Genomic DNA, 26,810 nt, shown 5'->3' on the forward strand with positions numbered 1-26,810 from the left:
GGAGCGGGACCGGCTCCGGGACCGGCGAGCGCGGGCGCCGCCGGCGGTGGCGCCGCCGCGATGGCCGCCGTTCCGGCCGGCGAGCCCGAGTCGTGGGCCTACCCCGCGCGGTTGTACGGCGAACTGGACCCCCAGCTCTCCAACTGGATGTGGCTGGTCAAGTGGTTCCTCGTGATCCCGCACATCTTCGTGCTGGTGTTCCTGTGGATAGCGTTCGTGTTCAGCTCGATCATCGCCTGGTTCGCCATCCTGTTCACCGGCCGGTACCCCGAATCCATTTTCACGTTCAACGTCGGAGTGCTCCGCTGGAGCTGGCGGGTGGCCTTCTACTCGTATTCGGCCCTCGGCACCGATCGATATCCGCCGTTCACGCTCTCGCCGGCTGATTACCCCGCCGAACTCGAGGTCGACTACCCGGAGCGGCTTTCCCGGGGGCTGGTGCTGGTCAAATCGTGGCTGCTCGCCATCCCGCACCTCCTGATCGTGGCCGCGTTCACCGGCGGCGGTTGGGCCTGGCGCGCGCCCTCGGACGATGTCACGACCGGCGTCATGACGTACAGCTACGCCGAGGGCCGGACCGATTTCGTCCCGAACGCCGGCCTGTCGCTGCTCGGGATGCTGGTCCTGGTCGCCGCCGTCATCCTGCTGTTCACCGGGCGCTACCGGCGGGCGCTGTTCGACCTGATCCTGGGGCTGAACCGGTGGTCGTACCGGGTGATCGTGTACACCGCCCTCATGCGGGACGAGTATCCGCCCTTCCGCCTCGACCTGGGCGGCACTGATCCGGCCGCCGCCAGGCGAAACGAGGCCGTGGCGCCCAGCACGGCCTGATGCCCAGGGGAGCGTCACTTCCGGCGCGTGCGGACTCCCGCCTCCTCCTGACCTGGGTCGCCTGGGTGAGCGCGGGAGAGGCCGTGGGGTTCCTGGCGCCGGCGCTCGCGCAGGTGGCGGCAACCCTGCTGAACCCGTCGATGGTCACGGCGGCCCTGGTGGCGGCGGGCGCCGCCGAAGGGGCGCTGCTCGGCTGGTCCCAGGCGCACGTGCTGACCCGCCGGCTCCCCGCTCTCTCGGCGGCCCGGTGGATTGCCGGCACCGCGGTCGCGGCGGCGATCGCCTGGTTCATCGGGCTGCTGCTGTGGAGCGACCCCGAGGCCTGGCCGGCCTGGCCGCTCGGCGCGCAGATCGCCGTGGGCGCCCTCGCCGCGGCGGTGCTCCTCTGTTCGATCGGCTTCGCCCAGTGGCTGGAACTGCGCCGCCACCTGGCCGGGAGCGGCTGGTGGGTGGCCGGCACGGCTGCGGCCTGGTGCGTGGGGCTGTCGGTGTTCTTCGCGGTGGCGACCCCGCTCTGGCAGCCGGGCCAGGCGCTGTGGCTCACCCTGGTGATCGGAGTGTGCGCCGGCGCCCTGATGGCCGTGAGCATGGCCGTCGTCACCGGGCTGGTTCTGGTCCGGATGCTCCGCGCAGCCTCGCGCCGGGCGACGTCGGCACCTCCGGCCCGATATGGTGCTGTGTAACGCATCTCACGCGTCAGACGACAGGCGACCATGCAACGCACCTTCACAGAGCGCGACCGCTTACTGAAAGAGCGCGACCGCCTGCTGCGTCGAGCGGCCCGCGCGACCGGCCTGGCCGGTTCCGTCACGGCGCTGCTGTGCATGCTCGTCCCGGGCGGCCTGGCCCCCGATATTCTCCTCGGCTGCGTGCTGCTCGTGCTGGCAATGGCCGGCTGGCAGTACCTGCTCGGCCACACCGGCGCGATCCGCTGGGTGGTGATGACCGTGCTCACCGGCATGGCCGTCATCCTGCTGATCGGCTTCGGACGGCCGCCCGAACCCCGGATGAACCTCGTCGAGGAATCCGTCATCGCGGCCGTCGCTGCCGGGGCGATGAGCTCCGTGGCGATCGTCCTCGTGGTGAGCCTGTCCCGGCTGGTGACCCTGGGATCCGTGCTCGGCTTCACCGTGGCCAGCGTCGTCGCCGCCACGGTCACCTCGAACGGCACCATCGTTCCCCTGGCCCTGACGATCTCCGGATGGTTCGCCACCACCCTCGGCGGGTGGTGGATGGGCCAAAGCATCCCTCGTGCGATGCAGCGCATCGCCGCGATCGGGCGCGCTCACCGCGCCGAACGCCATGCGAGCGAGCTCGAAGCGCAGCGCCGGCAGGACGCGCGACTCCTGCACGACACCGTCCTGGCCACCCTCACGCTGCTCGCACACTCCGGCGTCGGCGTCAGCCCCGACGCCCTGCGGGAACAGGCCGGGGACGACGCCCGGCTGCTGCGGCAGCTGCGCCTGGGCGGGCTGCCCACGCCGCGGCGTTCGGGCGTGTACACACTGGAACCGGCGAGCGAATCCACCCTCGGCAACACGCTCGAGTCGGTCAAACAGCGCTTCGGCCGGATGGGGCTGGAGGTGGACTGGCACGGCAGCGGGCAGGTCCTGCTGCCCAGCACGGTCCTCGATTCCTTCCTGCTCGCCCTCGGCGAGTGCCTGGAGAACGTGCGTCGCCACTCCGGCGTCAAACGTGCCGATGTGACGATCACGGATGACGACACCACCGTCCGCGCGATGGTCACCGACGCCGGGGTCGGCTTCGACCTCGACGGAGTCGGCAGCGAACGCCTGGGCTTCACCGAGTCGGTCGTGGCCAGGCTCCGGGACGTCGGCGGCAACGCCCGCCTGTTCTCGTCGCCCGGGTCGGGCACGACGGTTGTGCTCNGCCCAAGTGAGCCGCCCGACCGTGGAACCGGGCGCGGTCATTCCGGGCGCGGTCGCTCCGGGCGCGGTCAGCCGTGCCGCCGTGACCCCCGGCGCCGCAGGCCAGGCCCCAGCGAGTCCCGGCGCCACACGCCCGGACGCGCGCCGGAGCCTGCGCCGGACGGGCCGCATCGTCAAGGCCGCCCGCGCCGACCCGAACGGCCTCGGCGGCCGGCACCTGGGTGTCGGACTGGTCTTCAGCGGCGGATCGATCGCCGTCTTCCTGTTCTGGCGCTTCGTGGTGCAACTGCCCGGCACGCCGAGCCCGCTGCCGAGCCTGGCCGCCTGGCTGATCCTGCTCATCGCTACGGTCTTCACGGTCGCGGTCGTGCAGAGGTCGTCCACGCGGATGCCGCCCTGGCTGTTCACGTTCGCGCTCATCACCGGCGCGGTTGTCGTCATCCTCGACCTGGCCGGGTCGGCCGGCCGGTCCTACGCCGACGTCTACCCCACCGCTGCCCCGGCCGTCGGGGCGTTGCTCACCGGCCTGGTCACCCTGCGCGAGCCCCGCGATGTGCTCGCGGCAACGGGGGTGCTCGGTGTGCTGACGGCCGGTGCGGCACTCCTCGAGGACCGCGCCAGCCTGCTCACCCTGGCCCCCGAAATCCTCAGCATCGCCCTCGGCATCGTCCCGCCGGTGCTCGGCGTGATCATCGTGCGGTCGTTTCGGCGGATGGTGGAGCTGGAACTGGACCTGGTCCTGGTGCAGAGCACCGTCTCCCAGCCCCGCTACGCCGTCGGCATGCTCGCCTCGGAGGAGCTGGCCCGGCTCGACCTGGACGCCGAGACGCTCCTCGACGACGTCGCGCAGGGGCGCACTCCCCTGCCGCTGGCACCGGAGACCTCATCCACTGCGGCTTCCCTCGCGACGCAGCTGCGGCTCCACCTCATCAACGGCCGCACCGAGACCTGGCTGCACCACGCCGTCACCGAATCGGAGTTCCTCGGCCCGTCCGTGACGGTGCAGGACCCATCCGGGCTCGCCGGGCTGCTGGCGCCGAGCCAGCGCGATGCCCTCCTGCTCACGATCTGGCTGTTGATCAGCGACACCGCCCGGACCGCGTCGACGGTTTCGCTCACTTTGGGGCCGATATCGCCGACCCATGGCACGGTTTCTCGCAAGAAGGTCCGATTCCCGATCGAATTGATGACGACAGGTGTGCCACGCCGCCGAGTAGACCCCGAGACGTGGCAAGCTATCCGAATAGTCGGCCCTCACGTCGATACCATTCGGGACGGAAGTCTTCGAGTGGATATCGAATGCAGTGTCGACAATCCCGCGGACGCCTAGGATTCCCAAGTGGCCTACCGGGCTCAGAGGCAGTTGGAGGAAGCAGTGACGCACAGCAACGGTCCCATCCGCTTGGCCCTGGTCGACGACCACCGAATGCTCCTGGGTGCCCTCACCGAGTGGATCCGCGGCGCTGCCGACGACATCGACATGGTGGCCGCCGTGACGACCTGGCCGGAGCTGCTCACCCACCCCGAGTTCCCGGTCGATGTCGTGCTGCTCGACCTCGACCTCAAGGACAACATCCCCGTGTCGCTGAAGATCTCGACACTGAAGACGACGGGCGTCAAGACCGTGCTCATGAGCACCTACTCCGAGCCGGCCCTGGTGCGGGAGGCACTCGCCGCCGGCGCGCTCGGCTACCTCGTCAAGAGCGAAGAGGCCGGCATGATCGTCGAGGCGATCCGCGCGGCCTACAACGGCGAATCGTACATCTCGGCCGAACTCGACCTCGCCCTCAACGCCGGCTCAGACGGGGACTCCCCTCGCCTGAGCGCGCAGGAGCGCCGCGTGATGGCACTCTACGGCGCCGGTGAGCCCGTGAAGGCCGTGGCCTACCAGCTGGGCATCTCCGAGGAAACGGCCAAGTCGTACCTCAAGCGCATCCGGGAGAAGTACCGCCTGGCCGGCCACGACGTCGGCACGAAGGTCGCCCTGCGCAAGCGCGCCATCCGCGACGGAATCCTGCTCCAGACCGACTAACCGCCCGGCAAGTGTGCCCGTAACCAGGTGGCCGGCACGACCGTGATCGCCGCGGTTCCGTAGGGCACGTGCACGCCCAACCGCCGGCGTGAACGGTCGATGGCGAAGGTCACGACCGCGAGCAGGATGCCGAGCCCGCTGAGCCCAAGCCCGATCCACACCGGGGCGACGTACCCCAGGCCGGCCGCGATGGCGACGCCGCCGAGGTAGGCACCGAGGGCGTTTCCGACGTTGAGCGCCGAGTGGTGCAGTGCCGCGGCGATCGACTGGCTGTCGTGCGCGACATCCATCAGCCGGGTCTGGATCGTCGGCCCCAGGGCCGCAGCCGCCGCGCCGACCAGGAACACGCCCGCCAGCAGCCCGGCCAGGAATCGCGCGGAGAGCGCCAGCGCGGAGAGCGCGACCACCAGGACGCCGAAGGCTCCGTACATCGTGCGCCGCACGCTGCGGTCGGCGAGCACGCCGCCGACCAGGTTGCCGATGGTCATGCCGGCGCCGATAACGACGAGCACGATCGGCACGGCCCAAGCGGCCAGGCCGGTGACGTCCATCACCAGCGGGGAGACGTAGGTGTACACGGCGAAGAGGCCGCCGAAACCGATGGCGCCGATCAGGAGCGCCAGCCAGACCTGCCGCCGGCCGAGCGCGCGCAGTTCTCTCCGGATGCTGCTGTGCGGGTTCCCTGGCTGGAAGGGGACGACCAGGGCGACGGCCAGGAAGGTGAGCGCGAAGATGCCCGCCACGGCGAGGTACGCCACGCGCCATCCGGCGACCTGGCCCAGCCAGGTGATCGCAGGGACGCCGATCACGTTGGCGATGGTCAGGCCGGAGAGCACCACGGCGATGCCCCTGGCCCGTTTGCCCGGCCCCATCAGGTCGGCCGCGACGAGGGAGGCGATACCGAAGTAGGCGCCGTGCGGGAGCGCCGCGACGAACCGAGCCGCGAGCACCAGCCCGAAGCTCGGCAGCAGGGCGGAGGCGATGGTCCCGAGCGTGAAAGCGACGAGCAGGGCGAGCAGCAGTTTCTTCCGCGGCCAGCGGGTTGCGGCCGCGGCGATGGTCGGCGCCCCGACGACGACGCCCAGCGCGTAAGCGGTGATGAGCCAGCCCGCCTGCGCGTTGGCGACATCCGGCTGCGCCGCGTGAAGCCCCGGCAGCAGGTCCGCGGCGAGGTTGGGCAGCAGGCCCATGGCCACGAACTCGGTCGAGCCGATCGCGAAGCCGCCCAGGGCCAGGGCGAAGAGGGCAAGACGAATACGGGCCGGCGACAGCTGCGTCGGCCCGTGGGTGGAGGGGGGCATGCCTCCAGCCTACGGCGTGGTGTCCCGGCCTTCCCTGAGCGCGGCTTCCAGGCGCTCGACCTTGCCGGTCAGCTCGCCGGTTCGGCCGGTTCGGATGTCTGCCTTGAGCACGAGGGACACCCTCGGCCCCCAGGCTGCGACGGCCTCGGTCGCGGCCTTGACTACCGCGAACACCTCGTCCCACTCCCCCTCGATCGTCGTGAACATCGAGTCGGTGTGGTTGGGCAGGCCGGATTCGCGCACCACGCGCACCGCCGCGGCGACGGCGCTGTGCACCGATCCCTCCGCGTCGTTGGCACCGGACGGGGCTACTGAGAATGCGACCAACATGGTTACTCCTTCGGATCGGGGGTGAGCCGGCGTGCGCCGGTCCGGTAGTCGGGACGTGGGGATCGCCAGATCTCCCGGATCGCCCAGCCGAGCAGGACGACCTCGAGCAGGTTCCGCAGCGTGAGCAGCAGGACCATGGCGGGGTGCGCCAGAAGCAGCCAGTCGTAGAGGTGCGGGTAGATCAGCTGGGTCAGGCCGGCCAGGACGGCGACCAGCACAGCGGGCGTCCGCCAGGCGCCGGGGCGCACCAGCAGCCCGAAAATGACGGGGGCGACCAGCCAGCCCATGAACTGCGGCGACCCCACCTTGTTGAAGACGATCAGGGTCAGCACGAGGGCCAGCAGCAGCGGCGGATAGAGGCGGTCGAAACCGGCACCGTCCCGCATGGCGCGCCAGCCGAGCAGCAGCACGGCGACGACGGCGAGCGCCAGGAGGGGCGTCATCAGCACGATGGCGAGATCGATGCCGGGCCCGGTCACCTGGTAGGTCAGGATCTCGTGGTCGTAGTAGAGGAAACTGCCCGGCAGCCCGGCGGCAGCCTGCCACATCCAGGCGAGCCCCACCGATGATTCGATCTGGATGCCGCGACCGGTCTGCTCGGTGACGAAGCTGAACACGGTGAGGCCGCTGCCGAGGATGAGGGCGATCAGCACGATCACGGCGCTCGTTCCGGCGGCGGTTCCCAGCACCCGGCCGCGGTCCCTCGACGCGACGACCAGGGCGGCGACCGCCGCGAACGGCCACACCTTCACCCAGGTTGCGATCGTGAGCAGCGCCGCCCCCCAGAGCGGGCGCGATTCGAGCAGGAGCAGGGCCACGATCACGATCGGCACGGTGACCGAGTCGATCCGGGCCAGGGCGACGGGCCCGAGCAGGAGCAGGAAGCCGAGCCACCACCAGGCCGCACGGGTCGCGGCCTCCCCCGGGCGACGGAGCAGCAGCGCGAAGGCGGCGGCATCCAGCAGCGTGACGATACCGAGCCAGGTGGCCGCGTACAGCGCCGGTCCGAAGGCGAGAGCGAGGATGATCGGCCCGAACGCCAGGATCGGGTAGACGAAGGGCGTGTCGATACCGACCTGGAAGCGCCCCGACGCGGCCCCTTCGGCCCAGGACCGGTACACCTGCTCCACGTCACCGAGCGGCCAGCCCGGGCTGACGAAACAGAGCAGGATCAGCAGCGCGTGCACGAGCCCGAATGCGCTCCAGAGCGCGGTCCGCCTCGCGCCGAAGGGCCGGCCGCGAACGACGGCGGCCGGGGCGTCCGGGGCGGTCACGTTCACTCTCCCCCGCGCGCGCCCAGCAGCTCCGCGATCGCCCCGGGCACCGCCTCGGCCACATCGAGGGCGGCGATCGGCCCGCCGGCCGAGGCCCGGTCGGCGGCCAGCGCCTGGATCAGCGCTGCGGTCGCGGCCAGCGCGGCGATCGATTCGGCATCAGCCGCGATCCGGTCGGAGTGGGTCGCGAGCAGGGCTCCGAGGATGCCCCCGAGCACGTCGCCGGATCCGGCCGTCGCCAGCCAGGCCGGCGCGGTCGAGACGGTCAGGAGCGCGCCGGAGGGCGAGGCGACGTGGGTCACGGCGCCCTTGAGCAGCACCGTCACCCGCAGCGCCTCAGCCGCGCGGATGGCCCACTCGCCGGGGGCGGTCGCGATCTCGGCGGCGGTCACCGGGCTTCCGCCCGCGGTGAGCAGGCCGGCCAGTTCGCGGAAGTGCGGGGTGATCACCGTCGGCCCGGTCGCCCGGCCGGCCAGGGCCAGGGCCCCGGCGTCGCAGACGGTGGGCAGCCCCTCGGCGAGGGCGCGCTCGAGCGCCGCAGTGGCCCCGGCACCGCGCTCCCTGGGGTTCATGCCGGAGCCCAGCAGCCAGGCCTGAACCCGGCCCGGGACGGTGACGACCTCCGGCCGACGCTGGAGCACGAGGGTCGATGCGCGTTCGGGGCCGAGGTAGCGCACGAGGCCGACGCCGGTGCGCAGCGCCGCCTCGACGCCGAGGACCGCCGCGCCCGGGTAGTCATCGGAGCCCGTGTGAATCCCCAGGACCCCGCGGGAGTACTTGTCGTCGGTGCGCCCCGGCACGGCGATCCAGTCCCGAGCCTGCTCGGCTTCCCATTCCAGCCATCCCCGCCGTTTTGCCATGCCCCCACGATAGGTTGTTTCGAGATCGATTGGTCAGTCGCGCCCTGCGCCCGACCGTCACCCGCGCCCCCCAAGGATCCCAGTGACCACTGCCGCCCTGTTCGAACCGCTGAGCGTGCGCGGAGTCACCTTCCGAAATCGCCTGTGGGTCGCCCCGATGTGCCAGTACGCCATTGCCAAAAAGGACGGCGTCCCCGGAGACTGGCACCTGGTGCACCTCGGCTCGATGGCCGCCGGCGGCGCCGGCCTCGTCATTGCGGAGGCGAGCGCGGTCAGCCCCGAGGGTCGCATCTCCGACGTCGACACCGGCCTCTGGAACGACGCGCAGGCCGAGGCCTGGACCCGGATCGTGCGCTTCATCCACTCGCAGGGAGCGGCAGCGGGCATCCAGCTCGCCCACGCCGGCCGTAAGGCATCGGTCTGGCCCGCGTGGGGCGCGGATCGACACGGGACGATGGCGGAGGAGGACGGCGGCTGGCAGACCGTGTCGGCCACGGCTGTGCCGTTCCCCGGATACGACGCCCCGGTTGCCCTGGACGCGGCCGGGATCGACGCCGTCATCCGCGATTTCGCTGCCGCCGCCCGTCGAGCGGTGGGCGCCGGCTTCGACGTCGTCGAGATCCATGCCGCGCACGGCTACCTGCTGCACCAGTTCCTCTCCCCCCTGAGCAACCACCGCACCGACGAGTTCGGCGGGTCGCTGGAGAACCGCGCCCGGCTGCTCCTCAGCGTGGTCGAGGCGGTGCGCTCCGCGATCGCGGACACCGTTCCCCTGCTGGTGCGGTTCTCCGCGACCGACTACGCGCCGGGCGGATGGGACGAGCGGCAGACCGCCACGGTGGCCGGCTGGGCGGCCGCGGCCGGGGCCGACTTCTTCGACATCTCCTCCGGAGGCAACGTCTCGGGCGTGCGCATCCCGCTCTCGCCCGGCTACCAGGTGCCGCTTGCGGCATCCGTCAAGGCCGAGGCGGATGTCAGGGTCAGCGCGGTCGGACTCATCACGACCGCGGCCCAGGCCGAACTGATCGTGGCGTCGGGCCAGGCCGACGCGGTGATGCTCGGCCGCGAGCTGATGCGCGACCCGCACTTCCCCCTGCGGGCCGCGCACGAACTCGGCGTCACCCTCGACTACTGGCCGCCGCAGTACCTTCGCGCCCAGTGGCCGGAACCGGAGGACCGGGCTACGTCTGCTGCGTGAGGCAGAGGGTGTTGCCCTCACTGTCGATGAACCAGGAGCCGCGCTCGCCGTCCATCGTCGCGACCCCGTTCTCCGTCTTCAGCCCGGGCAGGTCGTACTCCTCGAAGACGACTCCGCGACCGCGCAACTCCGCCATCTCGGCCTCGATATCGGCAGTTGTCCAGCACATCTGGGTGTTCCTGGCCGTGCCCGCGTTACTCGTTTCGTAGAGCAGGAACGCGGCCCCGGACGCCATCCGGTAGACGAGGCCGCCGGGAGTCTCCTCCGCAACCTCCAGTCCCAGCTTGTCGCGGTAGTACTCCCTGGCGCGTCCCAGGTCCTTGGCCGGGAGCACCGCGATGAGCTCAGAATTCTTCAGCATGATTTGCCTCCTTCTTCAACCCCAGCGCACAGGCTACGCCGGGGTCGCGCCCGGCGCGAGGGGCCCGTTACTCTCGGCGGGTGGCATCCTGGACTTCGCCGACGAGCTCCTCGATGATGTCCTCGAGGAAGAGCACCCCGGTCGTCTCGCCGGCCGAGGTGAACGTCCTGGCCACGTGCGCCCCGGTGCGACGCATGGTCGCCAGCGCGTCCTCGAGTTCGGTGCCCTCGAAGATCGAGGCCAGCTGCCGGACGCGCTTGGCCGGGATCGGTTCGGCGTAGCTTCCCTGGCCGGCGCCGGCGGAGGCGTCGCCGTCGAGGTCGATGACGTCCTTGAGGTGGATGTACCCGGTGAGCTCCCGGCTCGGGTTGACCAGGACGTACCGGGAGAACCCGTGCTTGGAGACCGCCCTCTCCACGTCGGCGGGGCTGACCGGTTCCGGCAGGCTGACCAGCTTGGCCAGCGGCACCGCGACATCCTTCACCGTGCGGTTGGTGAATTCGAATGCGGCGCTGAGCGCGCCGCTGCCGTCGAACAGGAGGCCTTCCCTGGTCGACTGGCTGACGATGGTTGCGACCTCGTCCAGCGTGTAGGTGCTGGTCGCCTCGTCCTTGGGCTGCACGCCGAACAGTCGCAGCACCCCGTTCGCGGCCCAGTTGAGCGCGACGATCACAGGCTTCACGAGCCGCCCGAACAGCACGAGCGGCGGGGCGAAGATGAGCACGGCACGGTCCGGCACCGAGAACGACAGGTTCTTCGGCACCATCTCGCCCAGCACGACGTGCAGGTACGAGACCACCAGGAGCGTGATCGCGAAGGCGATCACCCCGATGGCCTCCTCCGGCAGCCCGGTCAGGGCAAGCGGGCCCTCGAGCAGGTGGTGGATCGCCGGCTCGGAGACGTTCAGGATCAGCAGCGAGCAGATCGTGATTCCCAGCTGCGTGGTGGCCAGCATCAGGGTGGCATTCTCCATCGCCCAGAGCGCGGTCTTGGCGCTCCGTTTCCCGGCTTCGGCGAGCGGTTCGATCTGGGATCGGCGCGCGGAGATCACGGCGAACTCGGCCGCGACGAAGAAGGCGTTGGCGGCGAGGAGCACCACCAGCCAGACGATTCCTGCCCAGTCGCTCATGCCTTGCCCCCCGCGCGCTCGGTCTCGGTTGGTGCCCGGCCGTCCGGTGTGAACCGGAGCCGGTCTATTCGGCGCCCGTCGAGGCGTTCCACGGTCAACTCTCCCCCTGGGATCAGCACGGTGTCGCCGACCACGGGCAGCCGGCCGAGTTCGCTCATCACGAAGCCGGCGACGGTTTCGTACGGCCCGTCCTCGGGCACGACGATGGCGGTGCGCTCGACCAGTTCGTCCGGGCGGAGCATGCCGGGGAAGGTGAGCGAATCCGGCGACCTGACCACCCCGGCGCGGGTGCGGTCGTGCTCGTCCGCCACCTCGCCGATGAGTTCTTCGACCAGGTCTTCGAGCGTGGCGACGCCGGCGGTGCCGCCGTATTCGTCGACCACGACCGCCATCTGGTAGCCGCGGCCCCGCAACTCGGCGAGGAGCCCGTCGAGTTTCATCGTCTCGGGCACGCGGAGGGCATCCGACTGCAGCGCGGAGACGGGGACATCCGCCCGGCGTCGCCTGGGCACGGCCACGGCCTGCTTGACGTGAACGATGCCGATCACGTCATCGACGCTCTCGTCGACGACCGGGAAGCGGGAGTAGCCGGTCTGCTTCGTCAGGTCGATGACGGCCTGGGCCGATGCGGTCCGCTGGATGCTGGCGACCCGCGGCCTCGGGGTCATCACGTCGGAGGCCGTGTGGCTCGAGAAGAGCAGGGTGCGGTGCAGCAGGGTCGCCGTGTCCTTCTTCAGCAGCCCGGCGCTGGCCGAACGGCGCAGCAGCGAGGACAGTTCCTCCGCCGTGCGCGCCCCGGAGAGCTCCTCCTTGGGTTCGATGCCGACCATCCGCAGCAGGCCGTTCGCGCTGCCGTTGAGAAGGACCACGGCCGGCTTGAACACGGTCGTGAACACCGTCTGGAACGGAATCACCAGCTTCGCGGTGTGGATCGGCAGGGCCAGGGCGAAGTTCTTCGGAACGAGCTCACCGATGATCATCGAGACCAGGGTGGCGATGACGATCGCGATGGTCGTCGCGATGACGGGCACGGTGGCCTCGGCGAAGCCCAGGCCGGTCAGCGGCGGGGTGAGCAGCGAGCTGAGGGCGGGTTCCATGGTGAAACCGGTCAGCAGCGTGGTGAGCGTGATGCCCAGCTGCGCGCTGGAGAGGTGGGTCGACGTGATCTTGAGCGCCGAGATGGTCAGGCCCAGACGCGTCTCGCCGCGGTCGCGCCTCGCCTCGAGCTCGGAGCGGTCGAGGTTGACCAGGGCGAACTCGCTGGCCACGAACAGGCCGGTGCCGACGGTCAGGAGCAGGCCGACGCCGAGCATCAGCCACTCAAACATGGCTTCCACCGCACGTCAAGTGGGAAAGCCCGGCCCGCGAACGCGCGGGGTGAGGGGGTAACGGACAGGGGCTGGGCGAAGCTGCAGGGTGGGGGTCGTCCATTATCTTTCAACTATACCGGCCGGGCACGAGCGGAGGTCGGCGCGCTCACCACGACACGTGCAGAGCCTTGCCCTCCTCGTAACCGGCCGCCGACTGCACCCCGACGCGGGCCCGTTCGTGGAACTCCTCGATCGTCGTCGCCCCCGCGTAGGTGAACGAGCTGCGCACGCCGGAGGTGATCATGTCGAGCAGGTCCTCGACCGATGGGCGGAGCGGGTCGAGGTAGATCTTCGAGCTGGAGATCCCCTCGGCGAACAGAGTCTTGCGGGCCAGCTCATAGGCGTCGAGGCGGTCGAAGCGCTGGCGGACGGCCTTGGTGGAGGCCATGCCCCAGCTTTCCTTGAACAGGGCTCCCGTGGCATCCGCGGACAGGGTGCCGGGCGCCTCGATCGTGCCGGCGAACCAGGAGCCGATCATGACGGATGCCGCCCCGGCCGCCAGCGCCAGGGCGACATCGCGGGGATAGCGCACCCCGCCGTCCGCCCAGACGTGGGCGCCGAGCTCCCGCGCGGCGGCGGCGGTCTCGAGCACCGCGGAGAACTGCGGGCGGCCGACCGCCGTCATCATGCGCGTCGTGCACATGGCCCCGGGACCGACACCCACCTTGACGATGCTGGCGCCGGCCTTGACCAGGTCGACCACGCCTTCGGCGGTGACGACGTTGCCCGCCACGATCGGAATGCCGAGGTCCAGGTCCGCGACGGTCCGGATGGCCGTGACCATCCCGGCCTGGTGGCCGTGCGCGGTGTCGATCACGATCACGTCGACGCCGGCCGCGGCGAGCGCACGGGCCTTGGCCGCGATGTCGCCGTTGAGGCCGAGCGCGGCGGCCACCCGCAGGCGGCCCTGGGCGTCGACAGCGGGCTCGTAGAGGGTGGCGCGCAGTGCACTCTTGCGGCTGAGCGTGCCGACGATCTCACCGTGATGCAGCACGGGCGCGAAGTCGAGGTCGGCGGCCGTCATCAGGTCGAACGCGCCCCGCGGGCCGTCGAGGTCGTCGGCGTCGAGGGAGGCCAGCGCACCGTGCAGGAGGTCGCCGAGGCGCGCATCCGGCAACGCGGTCGCCAGCCGGGAAGCGACGATGCAGCCGACGTAGCCGCCCTGCGCGTCGTGGATCAGGATTCCCTGCCCGTCCGCCGGCGGCACCTGGCGCAGCGCCATCGCCACGGTGTCTTCCGGGGCGAAAACGAAGGGTGTGTCGAACCGCACCGACTGCGCCTTGACCCAGCGGATGGCGGCATCGAGGTCCTGCAGGGGCATGTCCTGGGGCAGCACCCCGAGCCCGCCGCGGCGAGCGAGCGTGGCGGCCAGGCGCGGTCCGGTGACGGAGTTCATGTTCGCGGCGACGATGGGCAGGGTGGCGCCCGTCCCGTCTCCCGGAGCGAGGGAGACGTCGAGGCGACTCCTGACCTCCGATTGGCTCGGCACGAGGAAGACATCGGAGTAGGTCAGGTCGTTGCTCGGAAACGCTCCATAGAACTGCATGGAAATAAAGCTAGCCCTCCACGCCGATGAACGCAGCCGCTCCCGAGGGGATTAGGCTGGACAGACAGCTTGACCCGGCGATTTTGTGATCGTGCGGGGGCATTCAGAATCAACGAAGAGAGTGGGCGATCGGCTTGTCTAGCCAGTTGACCGGTGGTGGATCCGACGAGACTACGTCGGGTGAATTCGGAGCGAATGAGTGGCTCGTGGACGAGCTGTACGAAAGGTACCTCGTCGACAAGTCCCTCGTCGACGAGTCGTGGTGGCCGGTCCTGGAGAGCTACCACCAGACCGCGACCGGCGCAGGTGCGCAGACCGCGGCCGAGCCCGCGGCCGAGACACCCGCTGCAGCGGCACCGGCACGGGCCGCGGAGAGCGCCCCGCCCGCCGCCGCTCCCGGCTCGCAGCCTCAGGCGCGCACCACATCCCTCGCCGCCAAGCCGCTCCCGGTCCCCGCCGACGCGCCGATCACGAGCCCTCAGGCCATCATCACCGACGGTGAAGCGGCGGAAGCCAAGGACGTCGTCACGCCCCTCCGCGGCATGTCGAAGAGCCTGGCCGCGAACATGGCCACCAGCCTCACCGTGCCGACGGCGACGAGCGTGCGCACCATTCCCGCCAAGCTTCTGATCGACAACCGCATCGTCATGAACAACCACATGAAGCGAGCCCGCGGCGGCAAGGTCTCCTTCACCCACCTCATCGGCTGGGCCCTGATCCGGGCGCTCAAGATGTTCCCGAGCCAGAACGTGTTTTACGACGAGGTCGACGGCAAGCCGTCGGTCGTCGCCCCGGCCCACGTCGGCCTCGGCATCGCCATCGACCTGCCGAAGCCCGACGGCACCCGGTCACTGATGGTCCCCGCGGTCAAGCGTGCGGACACGATGACCTTCGGCGAGTACCTCTCCGCCTACGAGGACCTCGTCACCCGGGCCCGCAAGGGCAAGCTGACCGCCGACGACTTCTCCGGCGCCACCGTGTCGCTCACCAACCCGGGCGGTATCGGCACCGTGCACTCCGTGCCCCGCCTGATGAAGGGCCAGGGCTGCATCATCGGGGCCGGCGCCCTCGACTACCCGGCGGAGTTCCAGGGCGCGAGCGTCAAGACCCTCACCGGCCTGGCCATCTCCAAGACCATCACGCTGACCAGCACCTACGACCACCGGGTCATCCAGGGTGCCGGCTCCGGCGAGTTCCTCAAGATCGTGCACGAGCTCCTGACCGGCCAGCACAACTTCTACGAGGACATCTTCTCGGCGCTGCGCATCCCGTACGACCCGATCCATTGGGCCCCGGACATCAGCGTCGACCTGGCCAGCGCCGTCGACAAGACCGCCCGGGTGCAGGAACTCATCAACGCCTACCGGGTCCGCGGCCACCTGATGGCCGACATCGACCCGCTGGAGTACAAGCAGCGCAGCCACCCCGACCTGGACATCGCCAACCACGGGCTCACCTTCTGGGACCTGGACCGCGAATTCGTCACCGGCGGTTTCGGTGACAAGCGCCTGATGCTCCTCCGCGACATCCTCGGCGTGCTCCGCGACTCCTACTGCCGCACGACCGGCATCGAGTACATGCACATCCAGGATCCCGGCCAGCGCAAGTGGGTCCAGGAGAAGATGGAGAAGTCCTACGTCAAGCCCACCCACGACGAGCAGATGCGCATCCTGGGCAAGCTGAACGAAGCAGAGGCCTTCGAGACCTTCCTCCAGACGAAGTACGTCGGCCAGAAGCGGTTCAGCCTCGAGGGCGGTGAATCGACCATCGCGCTGCTCGACTCGATCCTGCAGGGTGCGGCCGACCACAAGCTCGACGAGGTCGCGATCGGCATGGCCCACCGCGGCCGGCTGAACGTGCTGACCAACATCGCCGGCAAGACCTACGGCGAGATCTTCCGCGAGTTCGAGGGCACCCAGGACCCCCGCACCGTCCAGGGCTCCGGCGACGTGAAGTACCACCTGGGCACCGAGGGTGTGTTCCGCGGCGCGGACGGCGAGGAGATCTCGGTCTACCTGGCCGCGAACCCGTCGCACCTCGAGGCCGTCGACGGCGTGCTCGAGGGCATTGTGCGGGCCAAGCAGGACCGCAAGCCCATCGGCACGTTCTCCACGCTCCCGGTCCTCATCCACGGCGACGCCGCGATGGCCGGCCAGGGTGTCGTGCTGGAAACCCTCCAGATGTCGCAGCTGCGCGGATACCGCACCGGCGGCACGATCCACCTCGTCGTCAACAACCAGGTCGGCTTCACCACGCCTCCCGGCGAGGGACGCACCTCGGTGTACTCGACGGACGTCGCCAAGACCATCCAGGCGCCGATCTTCCACGTCAACGGGGATGACCCGGAGGCCGTGGTCCGGGTCGCGGAGCTCGCCTTCGATTACCGCCAGGAATTCAAGCGCGACGTCATCATCGACCTGGTCTGCTACCGCCGACGCGGCCACAACGAGGGCGACGACCCGTCGATGACCCAGCCGCTGATGTACAACCTGATCGAGGCCAAGCGCTCGGTCCGGAAGCTGTACACGGAGGGCCTCGTCGGCCGTGGCGACATCACCCAGGAGGAGTACGAGGCCGCGCACCGCGACTTCCAGGACCGGCTCGAGCGCGCGTTCATGGAAACGCACGCCGCCCAGACGTCCTCGACGCCCATCCTCCCCGGAGGCTCGGATGCCGGCGCGCTCGGCGTGCCGGACGACTCGGCCGGAGAGCCGGAGAAGACCGGGGTCCCCGAGGGTGTCGTGCACCTGATCGGTGACGCGTTCAACAACAAGCCCGCCGGATTCACGGTGCACAACAAACTGCAGCAGCTGCTGCAGAAGCGCCTCGACATGAGCCGCAACGGCAACATCGACTGGAGCTTCGGCGAGCTGCTCGCCCTCGGCTCCCTGCTGCTGGAGGGCACCCCGGTGCGCTTCGCCGGCCAGGATGCCCGCCGAGGCACGTTCGTCCAGCGCCATGCGGTGCTGCACGACCGGGTCAACGGCCAGGAGTGGCTGCCGCTGGCCAACCTGAGCGAGAACCAGGGACAGTTCTGGATCTACGACTCCCTGCTCAGCGAATACGCGACCATGGGCTTCGAATACGGCTACTCGGTCGAGCGCGCGGACGCCCTCGTGCTCTGGGAGGCCCAGTTCGGCGACTTCGCCAACGGCGCCCAGACGATCATCGACGAGTTCATCTCGTCGGCCGAGCAGAAGTGGGGACAGCGTTCCTCCGTCGTGCTCCTGCTTCCGCACGGCTACGAGGGCCAGGGACCCGACCACTCCTCGGCGCGGATCGAGCGTTTCCTGCAGCTGTGCGCGGAGAACAACATGACCGTGGCCCGGCCGTCGACCCCGGCGTCGTACTTCCACCTGCTGCGCCGCCAGGCGTATATGCGTCCGCGCCGCCCGCTGATCGTGTTCACGCCGAAGTCGATGCTGAGACTGCGCGGCGCCACCAGCGGCGTGGCCGACTTCACCAACGGCAAGTTCGAACCGGTCATCGACGATGCGCGCATCACCGACCGCAACGCGGTCAAGCGGGTGCTCTTCATGGCGGGCAAGCTCTACTACGACCTGCTGAACGAGCTGGAGAAGAACCCCAACCCCGAGATCGCACTGGTGCGGCTGGAGCAGTTCTACCCGCTGCCCTCCGTCGAACTCAAGCACGTGGCCGAGTTGTACCCGAATGCCGAGCTGGCGTGGGTGCAGGACGAGCCGGAGAACCAGGGCGCGTGGCCGTTCTTCTACCTCGAGACGAACAAGCTCGGCCCGCGGGCCATGCGGCTCTTCTCCCGGGCGGCATCCGCGTCACCCGCGGCCGGGTCGGCCAAGCGCCACGCCGCCGAGCAGGCCGACCTGCTGCGCCAGGCGCTGACGCTCTAACCGCTTCTCGCCGAGAGTCGCCGTTCCTGCCGAGAGTCGCCACTGGAACGGCGGTTCTCGGCAGTTTCGGCGATTGTCGACGGCCGGGTGCGGCGGCGGCGCTGCGCTACGGGCGCCGAGCCAGCTTGCCGGGCCACCAGATCGCCGGGCCGATGTCGTAGGCGAGCGCCGGCACAAGCAGCGACCGCACCAGGAACGTGTCGAGCAGCACCCCGAACGCCACGATGAACGAGATCTGGGCGAGGAAGAGGATCGGCAGCACCCCCAGGGCCGCGAACGTCGCCGCGAGCACGATCCCGGCCGAGGTGATCACCCCGCCGGTGGCCACGAGCCCGCGCAGGATGCCCGGCCTGGTGCCGTGCAGGATGGACTCCTCCCGCACCCGCGTCATCAGGAAGATGTTGTAGTCGATTCCGAGCGCCACCAGGAAGACGAACCCGAACAGCGGCACCGACGGATCGGCCCCGGGGAAACCCAACAGGTCGTTGAACACCCAGGCCGACACACCGAGCGCCGCCCCGAATGAGAGCACGACCGTGAGGACGAGCAGCACCGGCGCCAGGATCGAACGCAGCAGCATCATCAGGATGAGCAGGATCACTCCGAGGATGACCGGGATGATCAGCGTGCGGTCGTGGATCGCGGTGTCGTTCGTGTCCACCGCGATCGCCGTCGTCCCGCCGACGAGCACGCCGGCGTCGACGTCGGCCAGGGCCGTGCGCAGCTCGCGCACGGTGGACTCGGCCGCCGCGGAATCCCCGACGTCGTCGAGCGTCGCCTGGAGCATCACGCGGCCGTCGATGACGGTCGGCTCGCCGACGGGGGTTCCGGGCGGCCCGACCGGCGCCAGCCCCTCCGTCGTGACCGGCAGCGAGCCGCTCACCGAATCCGCTGAGACAACGGCGACCGAGTCGACCCCCGCCGTGCCCAGGATGACGTCGGCCAGGTTCTGCAGCTCGCCCTCCGGCCCGATCACGATCGTCGGCGTTCCGGACCCGCCGGGGAAGTGTTCGGCGAGCACGGCCTGCCCGTCGCGGGCCTCCGACGCTCCGAGCACGAAGTCGCTTTGCGGCACGCCGTCGGCCTTGAACTGGAGCACGCCGATCGACGCCACCGCGAGCAGCAGGGTGGAGGCGACCCAGACGAGGCGGGTGCGCCGGCTGACCAGGCGGGCGACCGCGGGCCAGAGCCCGCGGCCCGCGCCGGCGAGGTTCGGGTGGGCCGAGCCGACGGCCGGACGGAGGGGCCAGAACGCGGTGCGCCCGGCCCAGAGGAGCAGCGCGGGCAGCAGAGTCAGCGCCGCGAGCACGGCGAAGGCGATCCCGATCGCGGAGACCGGGCCGAGGGCCTTGTTGGAGTTCAGGTCGCTGAGCAGGAGGCAGAGCAGCCCTGCGATCACGGTCCCGCCGGAGGCGAGCACGGGCTCGAGCGATCCGCGCAGCGCCACCAGCGTCGCGTCCCACTTGCGCTCGTGGTCGCGCAGCGCCTCGCGATACCGCGACACGTAGAGCAGGGAGTAGTCGGTCGCCGCGCCGATCACCAGGATGAACAGGATGCCCTGGGTCTGCCCGGTCAGGATCAGCACGTCCGCCCCGGCGAGCGCCACGACGACGAGCACCGACGCGCAGAGCGCGGCGAGGCTCGTGCCGAGCACGATCAGCGGCAACAACGGCGACCGGTACACAATGATCAGGATCAGCAGCACGGCGGCGAGCGCGGTGAGCAGCAGGATGCCGTCGATGCCGGCGAAGGCGCCGGACAGGTCCGCGATCAGCCCGGCCGGACCGGTGGCGTACACGTCGACCCCGTCGATCGGGTGGGCGGCGAGGTAGTCGCGGATTTCGCCAACGGATTCGGCCGGCTTCACCGCGGTGTCGAGGGGCAGGAAGACCTCCGCGGCCTGACCGTCGTCAGAGACGATGACCGGGGAGACGGAACCCGGCACCACCCCGTCGATGGTGGCGAGCTCTGCGACCTGGGCCTCGATGTCGGCCAGGTCCGCCTCGGTGAGGGCGCCGTCGCTCTGGTACACGAGCACGCCGGGCAGGGTGTCGCCGCCGCGGAACTCCGATTGCAGCGCCTGCACCCGGGTGGCATCCGCGCTGGCCGGCAGCTGCTGCGCCTGGTCGTTTGTGGCGACCTCGCTGATCTTGCCGAAGGAGGCGCCCCCAGCGCCGAACAGCCCGAACCAGACCAGGATGAGCGCAACCGGGATGAGGACGCGCAACCAGGTGGGCACTCCGGAGTCCGTCTTCCGGCTGGGGTCTTTCAGGGGCGCAGTCGCAGCAGTTTTGGTCACGGTACCGAGATTATCGACCCCGTTGCCCGCTCCGCGTCGTCCAAAAGGTTGAAACGGTCGCTGCGAATCGCTGCGGAAGGGTCAGTGCGGAACGGTCAGTGGCCGGACTGGATCGTGCGGAGCCGGAGGAGCACCTGGTCCCGGAGATCCTCTGGCGCGATTTCCGTGCAGGCGCGCTGCACGGCCTCGGTGAGCGTCTTGCCCACCAGGTGCTCGTAGCTGCAGTCATCGCAGGCGGCGAGATGGTCGCGAATATCTGTCGCGTCTTCCCCGCAGAGTTCGTTGTGCAGGTATTCCTCGAGTTCGGCCTTGGCCTTCTCGCATCCACAGTCGGTCATTTGATGCTCCCGGATTCCTTCCGGCTCCCTGTCACGGATTGCTGCGCGGCCTGGCCGGCGTCGAGACCCTGCTCGATCGCATAGCCGGTCAGGAGCTCACGGAGAAGTCGCCTGCCACGGTGCAGGCGGCTCATGACGGTGCCAATCGGTGTTTTCATGATGTCGGCGATCTCCTGGTAGGAGAACCCCTCGACGTCGGCGAAGTAGACGGCCAGCCGGAAATCCTCCGGGATGGACTGCAACGCGTCTTTGACGGCGCTGTCCGGCAGGTGGTCGATGGCCTCGGCCTCGGCCGACCTGCTCGACATCGCGGTCGTCGATTCCGCGCCGCCGAGCTGCCAGTCCTCGAGTTCGTCGATGGTTCCCTGGTAGGGCTCGCGCTGCTTCTTGCGGTAGGTATTGATGAAGGTATTGGTCAGGATGCGGTACAGCCAGGCCTTGAGGTTGGTGCCCTGCTCGAATTGCTTGAAGGCCGCGAACGCCTTCACGAACGTTTCCTGGACCAGGTCCTGTGCGTCGGACGGGTTGCGGGTCATCCGCATCGCCGCCGCGTAAAGCTGGTCGATGAACGGCAGGGCCTGCTCTTCGAAAAGGTCCCGCTTCTCAGCACCGGCTGTCGCATCTGTTGTCATCACCGGCAATCCTAAGCCGTGGACCTCTGGGTTGACCGGTCGGGTCATCACCGGCCGGGTCATCAGCGCTGCGCCTGCCACTCGGACCTCCCTCGACTTCGTACCGACTATTCTGATAACCGATGCTGATCTCGAGATATTCCAAGCCGGAGTTCGATCCGTACGGCGACACCGCGCCGGCGGACGCTGAAGGCGCGTGGCCCGCCCCCACCGCGACCGGTCCGCTCGCCGCCACGCTGTCGCTTCCGGGCTCGAAATCGCTCACCAACCGCGAGCTGGTGTTGTCCGCGCTGGCCGATTCGCCCTCTCTCCTGCGCTCTCCGCTGCACTCCCGCGACAGCGACCTGATGGTCGCAGCGCTCCGCCAGCTGGGCACCACGATCGAGTCCGTCGACGGCGGCGGGGACTACGGAACCGACCTCAGGGTGACCCCGGGCGAGCTGCTCGGCTCGACCACGATCGACTGCGGCCTGGCCGGCACCGTGATGCGGTTCCTCCCGCCGGTCGCCGCCCTCGCGCTCGGCCCGACGACATTCGACGGCGACGCCGGCGCCCGGCGCCGGCCGATGGCGACCACGATCACCTCGCTGCGTGCCCTCGGCGCCGACATCAACGATGACGGCCGCCTCGCGCTGCCCTTCACCGTGCACGGCACGGGCAGCCTCGCCGGCGGGGAGATCACCATCGACGCGTCGACCTCGAGCCAGTTCGTCTCCGGGCTGCTCCTGGCCGCGCCGCGCTTCGAGCACGGGCTGCACCTTCGCCACTCCGGCGAGCGCCTGCCGAGCCTGCCGCACATCGAGATGACGATCGCGACCCTCGCCGGTCGCGGCGTGCGCGTCGAGAGCCCGGCCGCAGGCGTTTGGGTCGTCCGCCCCGGGCCGATCGGGGGCGCCGACGCCGACATCGAACCCGACCTGTCCAACGCCGCCCCGTTCCTCTGCGCCGCGCTGGTGGCCGGCGGCAGCGTGACCATCACCGGCTGGCCGGCGCAGACCACCCAGGTCGGCGCGCACCTGGCCGAGCTTCTGCCGCTGTTCGGGGCGACCGTCAGCCGCGACGGCGACCGCCTCACCGTCACGGCCGGCGAGGGCATCCACGGCGTAGACCTCGACCTGTCGACCGGCGGTGAGCTCGTCCCGGCCCTCGTCGCCCTGGCCGCGCTCGCAGATTCTCCGAGCACGTTCATCGGGATCGGCCACATCCGCCACCACGAGACGGACCGCCTCGCCGCCCTCGCCGCCGAGATCAACGGCCTCGGCGGCGCCGTCACGGAACTCGAGGACGGACTGCGCGTCGACCCGCGGCCGCTGCACGGGGGCCCGTGGAAGAGCTACGAGGACCACCGGATGGCCACCGCCGGCGCTATCATCGGCCTCGCCGTGCCCGGCGTCGAAATCGAGAACATCGGCACGACCGCCAAGACGCTCCCCCAGTTCCCCGAGCTGTGGCACGGCCTCCTCGCCGGGGCAGCGCACTAGATGACCACCTGGTGGTCGACCCCCGAGGACGACGAACCGGAGTTCGACGAATCCAGCGTGCGCGTGCGCCCGAACCGCAAGGGGAACAAGCCCCGCACCAAGACACGGCCGGGCCACGAGGATGCCCTGACCGGGCGCATCCTCTCGGTCGACCGCGGCCGGTACACCGTCATGCTCGACGAGAACCTGCCCACCGAGCGCCGGGTGACAGCGGCCCGGGCGAGCGAGCTGCGCAAACACGCCGTCGTCACCGGCGACCGGGTCGACATCGTCGGCGACACGACCGGCGCCGAGGGCAGCCTGGCCCGGATCGTGCGGATCGTGCCGCGCACGACCCTGCTGCGCCGCAGCGCCGACGACACGGACGCGGTGGAGCGCGTGATCGTCGCCAACGCCGACCAGATGCTCATCGTGGTGGCGGCGGCCAACCCGGAACCCCGGATCCGCCTGGTCGACCGGTACCTCGTGGCCGCCTACGACGCCGGCGTCTCGCCCATCCTCTGCATCACCAAAACCGACCTGGCCGACCCCGCCGTGTTCCTCAGCAACTTCGCCGGCCTCGACCTGCCCGTCTTCCAGAGCCGCGACGACGCGATGCCGCTCGAAGCGATCTCCGAGGCCCTGGTCGGGCACGACACGGTCTTTGTGGGGCACTCCGGCGTCGGCAAGTCCACCCTGGTCAATGCGCTGGTGCCCGACGCGAAACGCGCCGTCGGCGTCGTCAACCTGGTGACCGGCCGAGGCCGGCACACGTCGTCGTCGACGATCTCGCTCCGGCTGGAAACGGACGCCGGGCGGGGCTGGGTCATCGACACCCCCGGCGTGCGCTCGTTCGGCCTCGGGCACATCAACACCGACAACATCCTCAAGGCGTTCACCGACCTCGCCACCGTGGCGGAGAAATGCCCGAGGGGCTGCACGCACCTGCCGGACTCCCCCGATTGCGCGATCATCGAGACGGTCGAGGCCGGCAAACTCGGCGACACCGGCAAGGCGCGACTTGACTCGCTGCAGCGCCTGCTCGCCACGTTCGCCGCCGCCCCCTCCCACTGACCGGGGTCGGGCGGGGCGGGGAGCCGCTAGCGTGAGGGGATGACCGATTCCACGCGCCTCGCCGCGGGCGACACCGCCCCGCAGTTCACCCTGACCGACCAGGACGGCAAAGCCGTCTCGCTCGCCGACTACGCCGGGCGCAAGGTCGTCGTCTACTTCTACCCGGCCGCCATGACGCCGGGCTGCACCACCCAGGCCTGCGACTTCCGCGACAACCTCGGCTCGCTCGCGGCGGCCGGCTATCAGGTGCTGGGCCTGTCGAAGGATGCCCCGGCCAGGCTCAAGACCTTCCAGGAGCACGACGCCGTGAACTTCCCGCTGCTGAGCGATGAGAGCCTCGACGTGCACAAGGCCTACGGCGCCTGGGGAGAGAAGAACCTGTACGGCAAGACCGTCACGGGCGTGCTCCGGTCGACGTTCGTGATCGACGAGTCGGGCCTGATCCAGCTGGCGCTCTACAACGTGAAGGCGACCGGCCACGTCGCCGGCCTGCGGAAGAAGCTCGGCCTGGACGCATAGACCGCCGCGACGGCGCATCCGCTCGGCCGGGCTAGACGGGCCTCGTCGCCGCCAGCACGCGCGGGGTGAAGAGCAGCACGATCACGGCGATCGAGGGCAGCAGCAGCGCCCAGCCGAGGTCAGGGCGGGCGTAGAGGCCCTGGAAGCAGCCGATGGCGACGAAGACCTGCAACAGCTGCCAGGTGAGGGCTGCGCCGCGGATCCACGGCCGCCCCCGCAGCGCGCCCCGAGCGACCGCGCTCACCCAGAGCGCAGCGATCAGGACGAGCACGAGGATGGCGACGGCGCTGGCCACGGACGCCGGCGTCTCCGTGAGCAGCTCGAACACGAGCCATCCGGCGGCCACCCAGAGAAGCAGCGCTTCGGCCGCCAGGAGGGCCGTGAGGGCCAGCAGGGAGGGCGGTCGCCGGGTCCCCGAAGGCTCGCTCGCGCCCTCCCGGCTCTGATCTGCGTGCTCGTTCACAGGACTATCCCATACAAAACTATTGATTTGACTCCACCATTATGCGACCATATTTGAGGCCCGGTTGACGCTCACAGGGCGGTGAGCCGATCTCTATGCGTAGATCCGTACTTTTCCTGCGATCGGGCCCTGCATCTTCGGCCGATCTGGCCAGGCATCCCCATCTGCAATAAAGGAGCACCCCTATGGACTGGCGCGACAAAGCTGCCTGCCTCACCGCCGACCCGGAACTTTTCTTCCCCGTTGGCAACACTGGCCCCGCCGTGGACCAGATCGAGAAGGCGAAGGCCGTCTGCGGCCGTTGCACCGTCACCGAGGTGTGCCTCCAGTACGCACTGGAGACCGGTCAGGACTCCGGAGTCTGGGGTGGCCTCAGCGAAGACGAGCGCCGCGCCCTCAAGCGCCGCGCCGCTCGCGCCCGCCGCGCTTCCTAAGCGCCGCGCTTCGGCACTGAAGGCCGGGACCGCTCCTCAGGAGCGGTCCTGGCTTTCTTTCATGAAGCGCAGCGGAATCTCGATCGTCACTTCGGTTCCGCTGCCCATCATGGTGTGCCAGTCGATGGTGCCGCTGAGTTCCCCCTGGATCAGGGTGCGCACAATCTGCGTTCCCAGCCCGGAGCCGACCTTGCCCTCCGGCATTCCGGCGCCATTGTCGCGCACGGTCACGGTGAGGGTCTCCTCGCTCCGCTCCGCCTGGATGGACACCTCACCCTCGCGCCCGGCGAGGCCGTGCTCGACCGCGTTCGTGACCAGTTCGGTCAGGGCCAGGGCCAGCGGTGTCGCGTAGGCACTCGGCAGGGTGCCGAAACTCCCGGATGATTTCGGATGCGCCGTCGTGTTGTGCGCGGAGGCGACCTCCGCGATGAGCAGCAGCACCCGGTCGAACACCGCGTCGAAGTCGACGATCTGGTTCAGCCCTTCCGACAGGGTGTCGTGCACGACGGCGATGGCCGCAACGCGGCGCATCGCCTGGTTGAGCGCCTCGCGGGCCGTGTCCGAGTGGGTCCGGCGGGCCTGGATGCGCAGCAGGGACGCCACCGTCTGCAGGTTGTTCTTCACCCGGTGGTGGATCTCCCGGATGGTGGCATCCTTCGTGATCAGCTCGCGCTCCTGGTGCCGCAGCTCCGTCACGTCTCGGCAGAGAACCATGGCGCCGATCCGCTCGCCGCGGTTGCGGATCGGTATGGCGCGAAGCGAGACCGTGACCCCGCGCGCCTCGACGTCGGTGCGCCACGGCGCCCGGCCGGTCACAACCAGCGGCAGCGACTCGTCGACGACGGCCGTTCCCGTGAGCAGGCGGGCCGTCACTTCGGCGAGGGACTCGCCTTCCAGCTCGTCGTCGAAGCCCATCCGGTTGAAGGCGGACAGTGCGTTGGGGCTGGCGAAGGTGGTCATCCCGTCCACGTCGAGCCTGATCAGCCCGTCCGAGGCACGCGGGGCCCCGCGGCGCGGGCCCGTCGGCGCACCGAGGTCGGGGAAGTCCCCGGAGGCGATCATGGCGAAGAGGTCGTTGGCACAGTCGTTGAAGGTGAGCTCCTGGCGGCTGGGGCTGCGCGCCTCGCTCAGGTTGGTGTGCCGGGTGAGCACGGCGATCGGCGTGTCGGTGACCTGGGAACCGGTCGAGCTGAGCCGCCGCATGACCGGGATGGCCCGGACCCGGGTGGGGGTCTCCTCGTACCAGTCGGGGGCCGTGGTGTCGATGATCCTGGCCGTCTCGAACGCCTCCGTCACCTGTTTGCGCCACTCCCCCTTGATCTCCTGGCCGACGAAGTCGCGGTAGAACAGGGTCGCGGCGCTCGACGGCCGCTGGTGGGCGACCGCCACGAAGCTGCCGGTCGTCGTGGGCACCCAGGCGACCAGGTCGGCGAAGGCGAGGTCGGCGAGGAGCTGGCCGTCAGCGACGAGCATGTGGAGCCAGTCCACATCCTCCGCGCTGCTGCGGCCCTGGGCAAGTACGAGATCACTGAGCGTCGACACCGTCATAGCCTACGGCCGACGACGCGCTCGGCCGGAATCATAGGCGGCAGGGGCGGAAT

General features: G+C 69.9%; 23 protein-coding genes. 10 read left to right on the forward strand and 13 right to left on the reverse strand.

Going from position 1 to position 26,810, the window contains the following annotated elements; translation table 11 throughout:
* The 4 genes from E3T33_RS10175 to E3T33_RS10195 all read left to right on the forward strand — a co-directional run.
* A partial coding sequence (locus tag E3T33_RS10175; protein WP_134575250.1) for a DUF4389 domain-containing protein occupies window positions 1–831 on the forward strand: 831 nt, incomplete at its 5' end.
* The gene (locus tag E3T33_RS10180) at window positions 831–1,514 is read left to right on the forward strand and encodes a hypothetical protein (protein WP_134575251.1); all 684 of its coding nucleotides are present in this window, start codon (window positions 831–833) and stop codon (window positions 1,512–1,514) included. The genes E3T33_RS10175 and E3T33_RS10180, both read left to right, overlap by 1 nt.
* 1,213 nt (window positions 1,515–2,727) lie before the next feature.
* Window positions 2,728–4,050 (forward strand): hypothetical protein, encoded by a 1,323-nt coding sequence (locus E3T33_RS10190; protein WP_092323025.1) that lies wholly within the window; start codon window positions 2,728–2,730, stop codon window positions 4,048–4,050.
* A gap of 45 nt (window positions 4,051–4,095) precedes the next feature.
* On the forward strand, window positions 4,096–4,752 hold the full coding sequence (locus E3T33_RS10195) for a response regulator transcription factor (protein ID WP_092323027.1): 657 nt from the start codon (window positions 4,096–4,098) through the stop codon (window positions 4,750–4,752).
* On the opposite strand, the gene E3T33_RS10200 is transcribed toward E3T33_RS10195, so the two are convergent.
* From E3T33_RS10200 to E3T33_RS10215, 4 genes are read right to left on the reverse strand one after another with little or no spacing between them, the layout of a single operon-like run.
* Window positions 4,749–6,053: an MFS transporter gene (locus E3T33_RS10200; RefSeq protein WP_092323028.1), complete on the reverse strand. Its 1,305-nt coding sequence runs from the start codon at window positions 6,051–6,053 to the stop codon at window positions 4,749–4,751. The genes E3T33_RS10195 and E3T33_RS10200 overlap by 4 nt on opposite strands.
* Before the next feature lie 9 nt (window positions 6,054–6,062).
* Entirely contained in the window at window positions 6,063–6,383 is a 321-nt protein-coding gene (locus E3T33_RS10205; protein ID WP_092323030.1) for a thiamine-binding protein, read from the reverse strand.
* Window positions 6,384–6,385: 2 nt separating this feature from the next.
* Window positions 6,386–7,657, reverse strand: coding sequence for a glycosyltransferase 87 family protein (locus tag E3T33_RS10210; protein WP_092323215.1), 1,272 nt, complete (start codon window positions 7,655–7,657; stop codon window positions 6,386–6,388).
* 2 nt (window positions 7,658–7,659) lie between these two features.
* Window positions 7,660–8,517 carry an ADP/ATP-dependent (S)-NAD(P)H-hydrate dehydratase gene (locus E3T33_RS10215; RefSeq protein WP_092323031.1) on the reverse strand — a complete coding sequence of 286 codons (858 nt, stop codon included), beginning with the start codon at window positions 8,515–8,517 and terminating at the stop codon, window positions 7,660–7,662.
* 82 nt (window positions 8,518–8,599) lie between these two features.
* On the opposite strand from E3T33_RS10215, the gene E3T33_RS10220 reads away from it, so the two are divergent.
* The gene (locus E3T33_RS10220) at window positions 8,600–9,715 is read left to right on the forward strand and encodes an NADH:flavin oxidoreductase/NADH oxidase (protein ID WP_092323033.1); all 1,116 of its coding nucleotides are present in this window, start codon (window positions 8,600–8,602) and stop codon (window positions 9,713–9,715) included.
* On the opposite strand, the gene E3T33_RS10225 is transcribed toward E3T33_RS10220, so the two are convergent.
* The 4 genes from E3T33_RS10225 to E3T33_RS10240 all read right to left on the reverse strand — a co-directional run bounded on the left by E3T33_RS10225 (window position 9,699) and on the right by E3T33_RS10240 (window position 14,121).
* Window positions 9,699–10,076: a VOC family protein gene (locus E3T33_RS10225; protein ID WP_092323034.1), complete on the reverse strand. Its 378-nt coding sequence runs from the start codon at window positions 10,074–10,076 to the stop codon at window positions 9,699–9,701. The two genes, E3T33_RS10220 and E3T33_RS10225, sit on opposite strands and share 17 nt — an antisense overlap.
* 67 nt (window positions 10,077–10,143) lie before the next feature.
* A complete protein-coding gene (locus E3T33_RS10230) occupies window positions 10,144–11,205 on the reverse strand; it encodes a hemolysin family protein (protein WP_092323036.1) in 1,062 nt (353 codons plus the stop codon).
* Window positions 11,202–12,533 (reverse strand): hemolysin family protein, encoded by a 1,332-nt coding sequence (locus tag E3T33_RS10235; protein ID WP_092323037.1) that lies wholly within the window; start codon window positions 12,531–12,533, stop codon window positions 11,202–11,204. The genes E3T33_RS10230 and E3T33_RS10235 overlap by 4 nt, the downstream gene beginning before the upstream one ends.
* Before the next feature lie 148 nt (window positions 12,534–12,681).
* Complete coding sequence (locus tag E3T33_RS10240; RefSeq protein ID WP_092323039.1) at window positions 12,682–14,121, reverse strand: GuaB1 family IMP dehydrogenase-related protein; 1,440 nt, start codon at window positions 14,119–14,121, stop codon at window positions 12,682–12,684.
* Window positions 14,122–14,255: 134 nt separating this feature from the next.
* On the opposite strand from E3T33_RS10240, the gene E3T33_RS10245 reads away from it, so the two are divergent.
* Entirely contained in the window at window positions 14,256–17,990 is a 3,735-nt protein-coding gene (locus tag E3T33_RS10245) for a multifunctional oxoglutarate decarboxylase/oxoglutarate dehydrogenase thiamine pyrophosphate-binding subunit/dihydrolipoyllysine-residue succinyltransferase subunit (RefSeq protein WP_134575252.1), read from the forward strand.
* 106 nt (window positions 17,991–18,096) lie between these two features.
* On the opposite strand, the gene E3T33_RS10250 is transcribed toward E3T33_RS10245, so the two are convergent.
* The 3 genes from E3T33_RS10250 to E3T33_RS10260 form a co-directional block, all read right to left on the reverse strand.
* Window positions 18,097–20,229, reverse strand: a complete 2,133-nt coding sequence (locus tag E3T33_RS10250) for an MMPL family transporter (RefSeq protein WP_092323042.1) — start codon at window positions 20,227–20,229, stop codon at window positions 18,097–18,099.
* A 155-nt stretch (window positions 20,230–20,384) separates the two neighbouring features.
* A complete protein-coding gene (locus E3T33_RS10255) occupies window positions 20,385–20,627 on the reverse strand; it encodes a zf-HC2 domain-containing protein (RefSeq protein WP_092323044.1) in 243 nt (80 codons plus the stop codon).
* Window positions 20,624–21,259 carry a sigma-70 family RNA polymerase sigma factor gene (locus E3T33_RS10260; protein WP_241982911.1) on the reverse strand — a complete coding sequence of 212 codons (636 nt, stop codon included), beginning with the start codon at window positions 21,257–21,259 and terminating at the stop codon, window positions 20,624–20,626. The genes E3T33_RS10255 and E3T33_RS10260 overlap by 4 nt, the downstream gene beginning before the upstream one ends.
* Window positions 21,260–21,381: 122 nt before the next feature.
* Between E3T33_RS10260 and aroA the strand changes: the two genes are divergently transcribed.
* The 3 genes from aroA to bcp are packed head-to-tail and all read left to right on the forward strand — an operon-like array spanning window position 21,382 to window position 24,312.
* On the forward strand, window positions 21,382–22,740 hold the full coding sequence (gene aroA, locus E3T33_RS10265; protein WP_092323045.1) for a 3-phosphoshikimate 1-carboxyvinyltransferase: 1,359 nt from the start codon (window positions 21,382–21,384) through the stop codon (window positions 22,738–22,740).
* Window positions 22,741–23,793: a ribosome small subunit-dependent GTPase A gene (gene rsgA / locus E3T33_RS10270; protein ID WP_092323047.1), complete on the forward strand. Its 1,053-nt coding sequence runs from the start codon at window positions 22,741–22,743 to the stop codon at window positions 23,791–23,793.
* Window positions 23,794–23,832: 39 nt separating this feature from the next.
* Window positions 23,833–24,312 carry a thioredoxin-dependent thiol peroxidase gene (bcp, locus tag E3T33_RS10275; RefSeq protein ID WP_092323048.1) on the forward strand — a complete coding sequence of 160 codons (480 nt, stop codon included), beginning with the start codon at window positions 23,833–23,835 and terminating at the stop codon, window positions 24,310–24,312.
* Between the two features lie 31 nt (window positions 24,313–24,343).
* Here bcp and E3T33_RS10280 read toward each other — a convergent pair whose 3' ends face one another.
* The gene (locus E3T33_RS10280; protein WP_134575253.1) at window positions 24,344–24,775 is read right to left on the reverse strand and encodes a hypothetical protein; all 432 of its coding nucleotides are present in this window, start codon (window positions 24,773–24,775) and stop codon (window positions 24,344–24,346) included.
* 185 nt (window positions 24,776–24,960) lie between these two features.
* Here E3T33_RS10280 and E3T33_RS10285 point away from each other — a divergent pair, with 185 nt between their 5' ends.
* The gene (locus E3T33_RS10285; protein WP_092323051.1) at window positions 24,961–25,209 is read left to right on the forward strand and encodes a WhiB family transcriptional regulator; all 249 of its coding nucleotides are present in this window, start codon (window positions 24,961–24,963) and stop codon (window positions 25,207–25,209) included.
* 36 nt (window positions 25,210–25,245) lie between these two features.
* Here E3T33_RS10285 and E3T33_RS10290 read toward each other — a convergent pair whose 3' ends face one another.
* Window positions 25,246–26,751, reverse strand: a complete 1,506-nt coding sequence (locus tag E3T33_RS10290; protein ID WP_092323053.1) for a PAS domain-containing sensor histidine kinase — start codon at window positions 26,749–26,751, stop codon at window positions 25,246–25,248.
* Between the last annotated feature and the right edge of the window lie 59 nt (window positions 26,752–26,810).

Origin of the sequence: Cryobacterium sp. TMT1-2-1 (genome assembly GCF_004403955.1) — a bacterium.
Taxonomy (GTDB): domain Bacteria; phylum Actinomycetota; class Actinomycetes; order Actinomycetales; family Microbacteriaceae; genus Cryobacterium; species Cryobacterium psychrotolerans.

Coding starts and splice junctions, on each gene's coding strand:
- E3T33_RS10180 (WP_134575251.1), top strand. CDS start 831: ATGCCCAGGGGAGCGTCACTTCCGGCGCGTGCGGACTCCCGCCTCCTC.
- E3T33_RS10200 (WP_092323028.1), bottom strand. CDS start 6,053: ATGCCCCCCTCCACCCACGGGCCGACGCAGCTGTCGCCGGCCCGTATT.
- E3T33_RS10205 (WP_092323030.1), bottom strand. CDS start 6,383: ATGTTGGTCGCATTCTCAGTAGCCCCGTCCGGTGCCAACGACGCGGAG.
- E3T33_RS10215 (WP_092323031.1), bottom strand. CDS start 8,517: ATGGCAAAACGGCGGGGATGGCTGGAATGGGAAGCCGAGCAGGCTCGG.
- E3T33_RS10225 (WP_092323034.1), bottom strand. CDS start 10,076: ATGCTGAAGAATTCTGAGCTCATCGCGGTGCTCCCGGCCAAGGACCTG.
- E3T33_RS10230 (WP_092323036.1), bottom strand. CDS start 11,205: ATGAGCGACTGGGCAGGAATCGTCTGGCTGGTGGTGCTCCTCGCCGCC.
- E3T33_RS10235 (WP_092323037.1), bottom strand. CDS start 12,533: ATGTTTGAGTGGCTGATGCTCGGCGTCGGCCTGCTCCTGACCGTCGGC.
- E3T33_RS10240 (WP_092323039.1), bottom strand. CDS start 14,121: ATGCAGTTCTATGGAGCGTTTCCGAGCAACGACCTGACCTACTCCGAT.
- E3T33_RS10255 (WP_092323044.1), bottom strand. CDS start 20,627: ATGACCGACTGTGGATGCGAGAAGGCCAAGGCCGAACTCGAGGAATAC.
- E3T33_RS10260 (WP_241982911.1), bottom strand. CDS start 21,259: ATGACAACAGATGCGACAGCCGGTGCTGAGAAGCGGGACCTTTTCGAA.
- aroA (WP_092323045.1), top strand. CDS start 21,382: ATGCTGATCTCGAGATATTCCAAGCCGGAGTTCGATCCGTACGGCGAC.
- rsgA (WP_092323047.1), top strand. CDS start 22,741: ATGACCACCTGGTGGTCGACCCCCGAGGACGACGAACCGGAGTTCGAC.
- bcp (WP_092323048.1), top strand. CDS start 23,833: ATGACCGATTCCACGCGCCTCGCCGCGGGCGACACCGCCCCGCAGTTC.
- E3T33_RS10285 (WP_092323051.1), top strand. CDS start 24,961: ATGGACTGGCGCGACAAAGCTGCCTGCCTCACCGCCGACCCGGAACTT.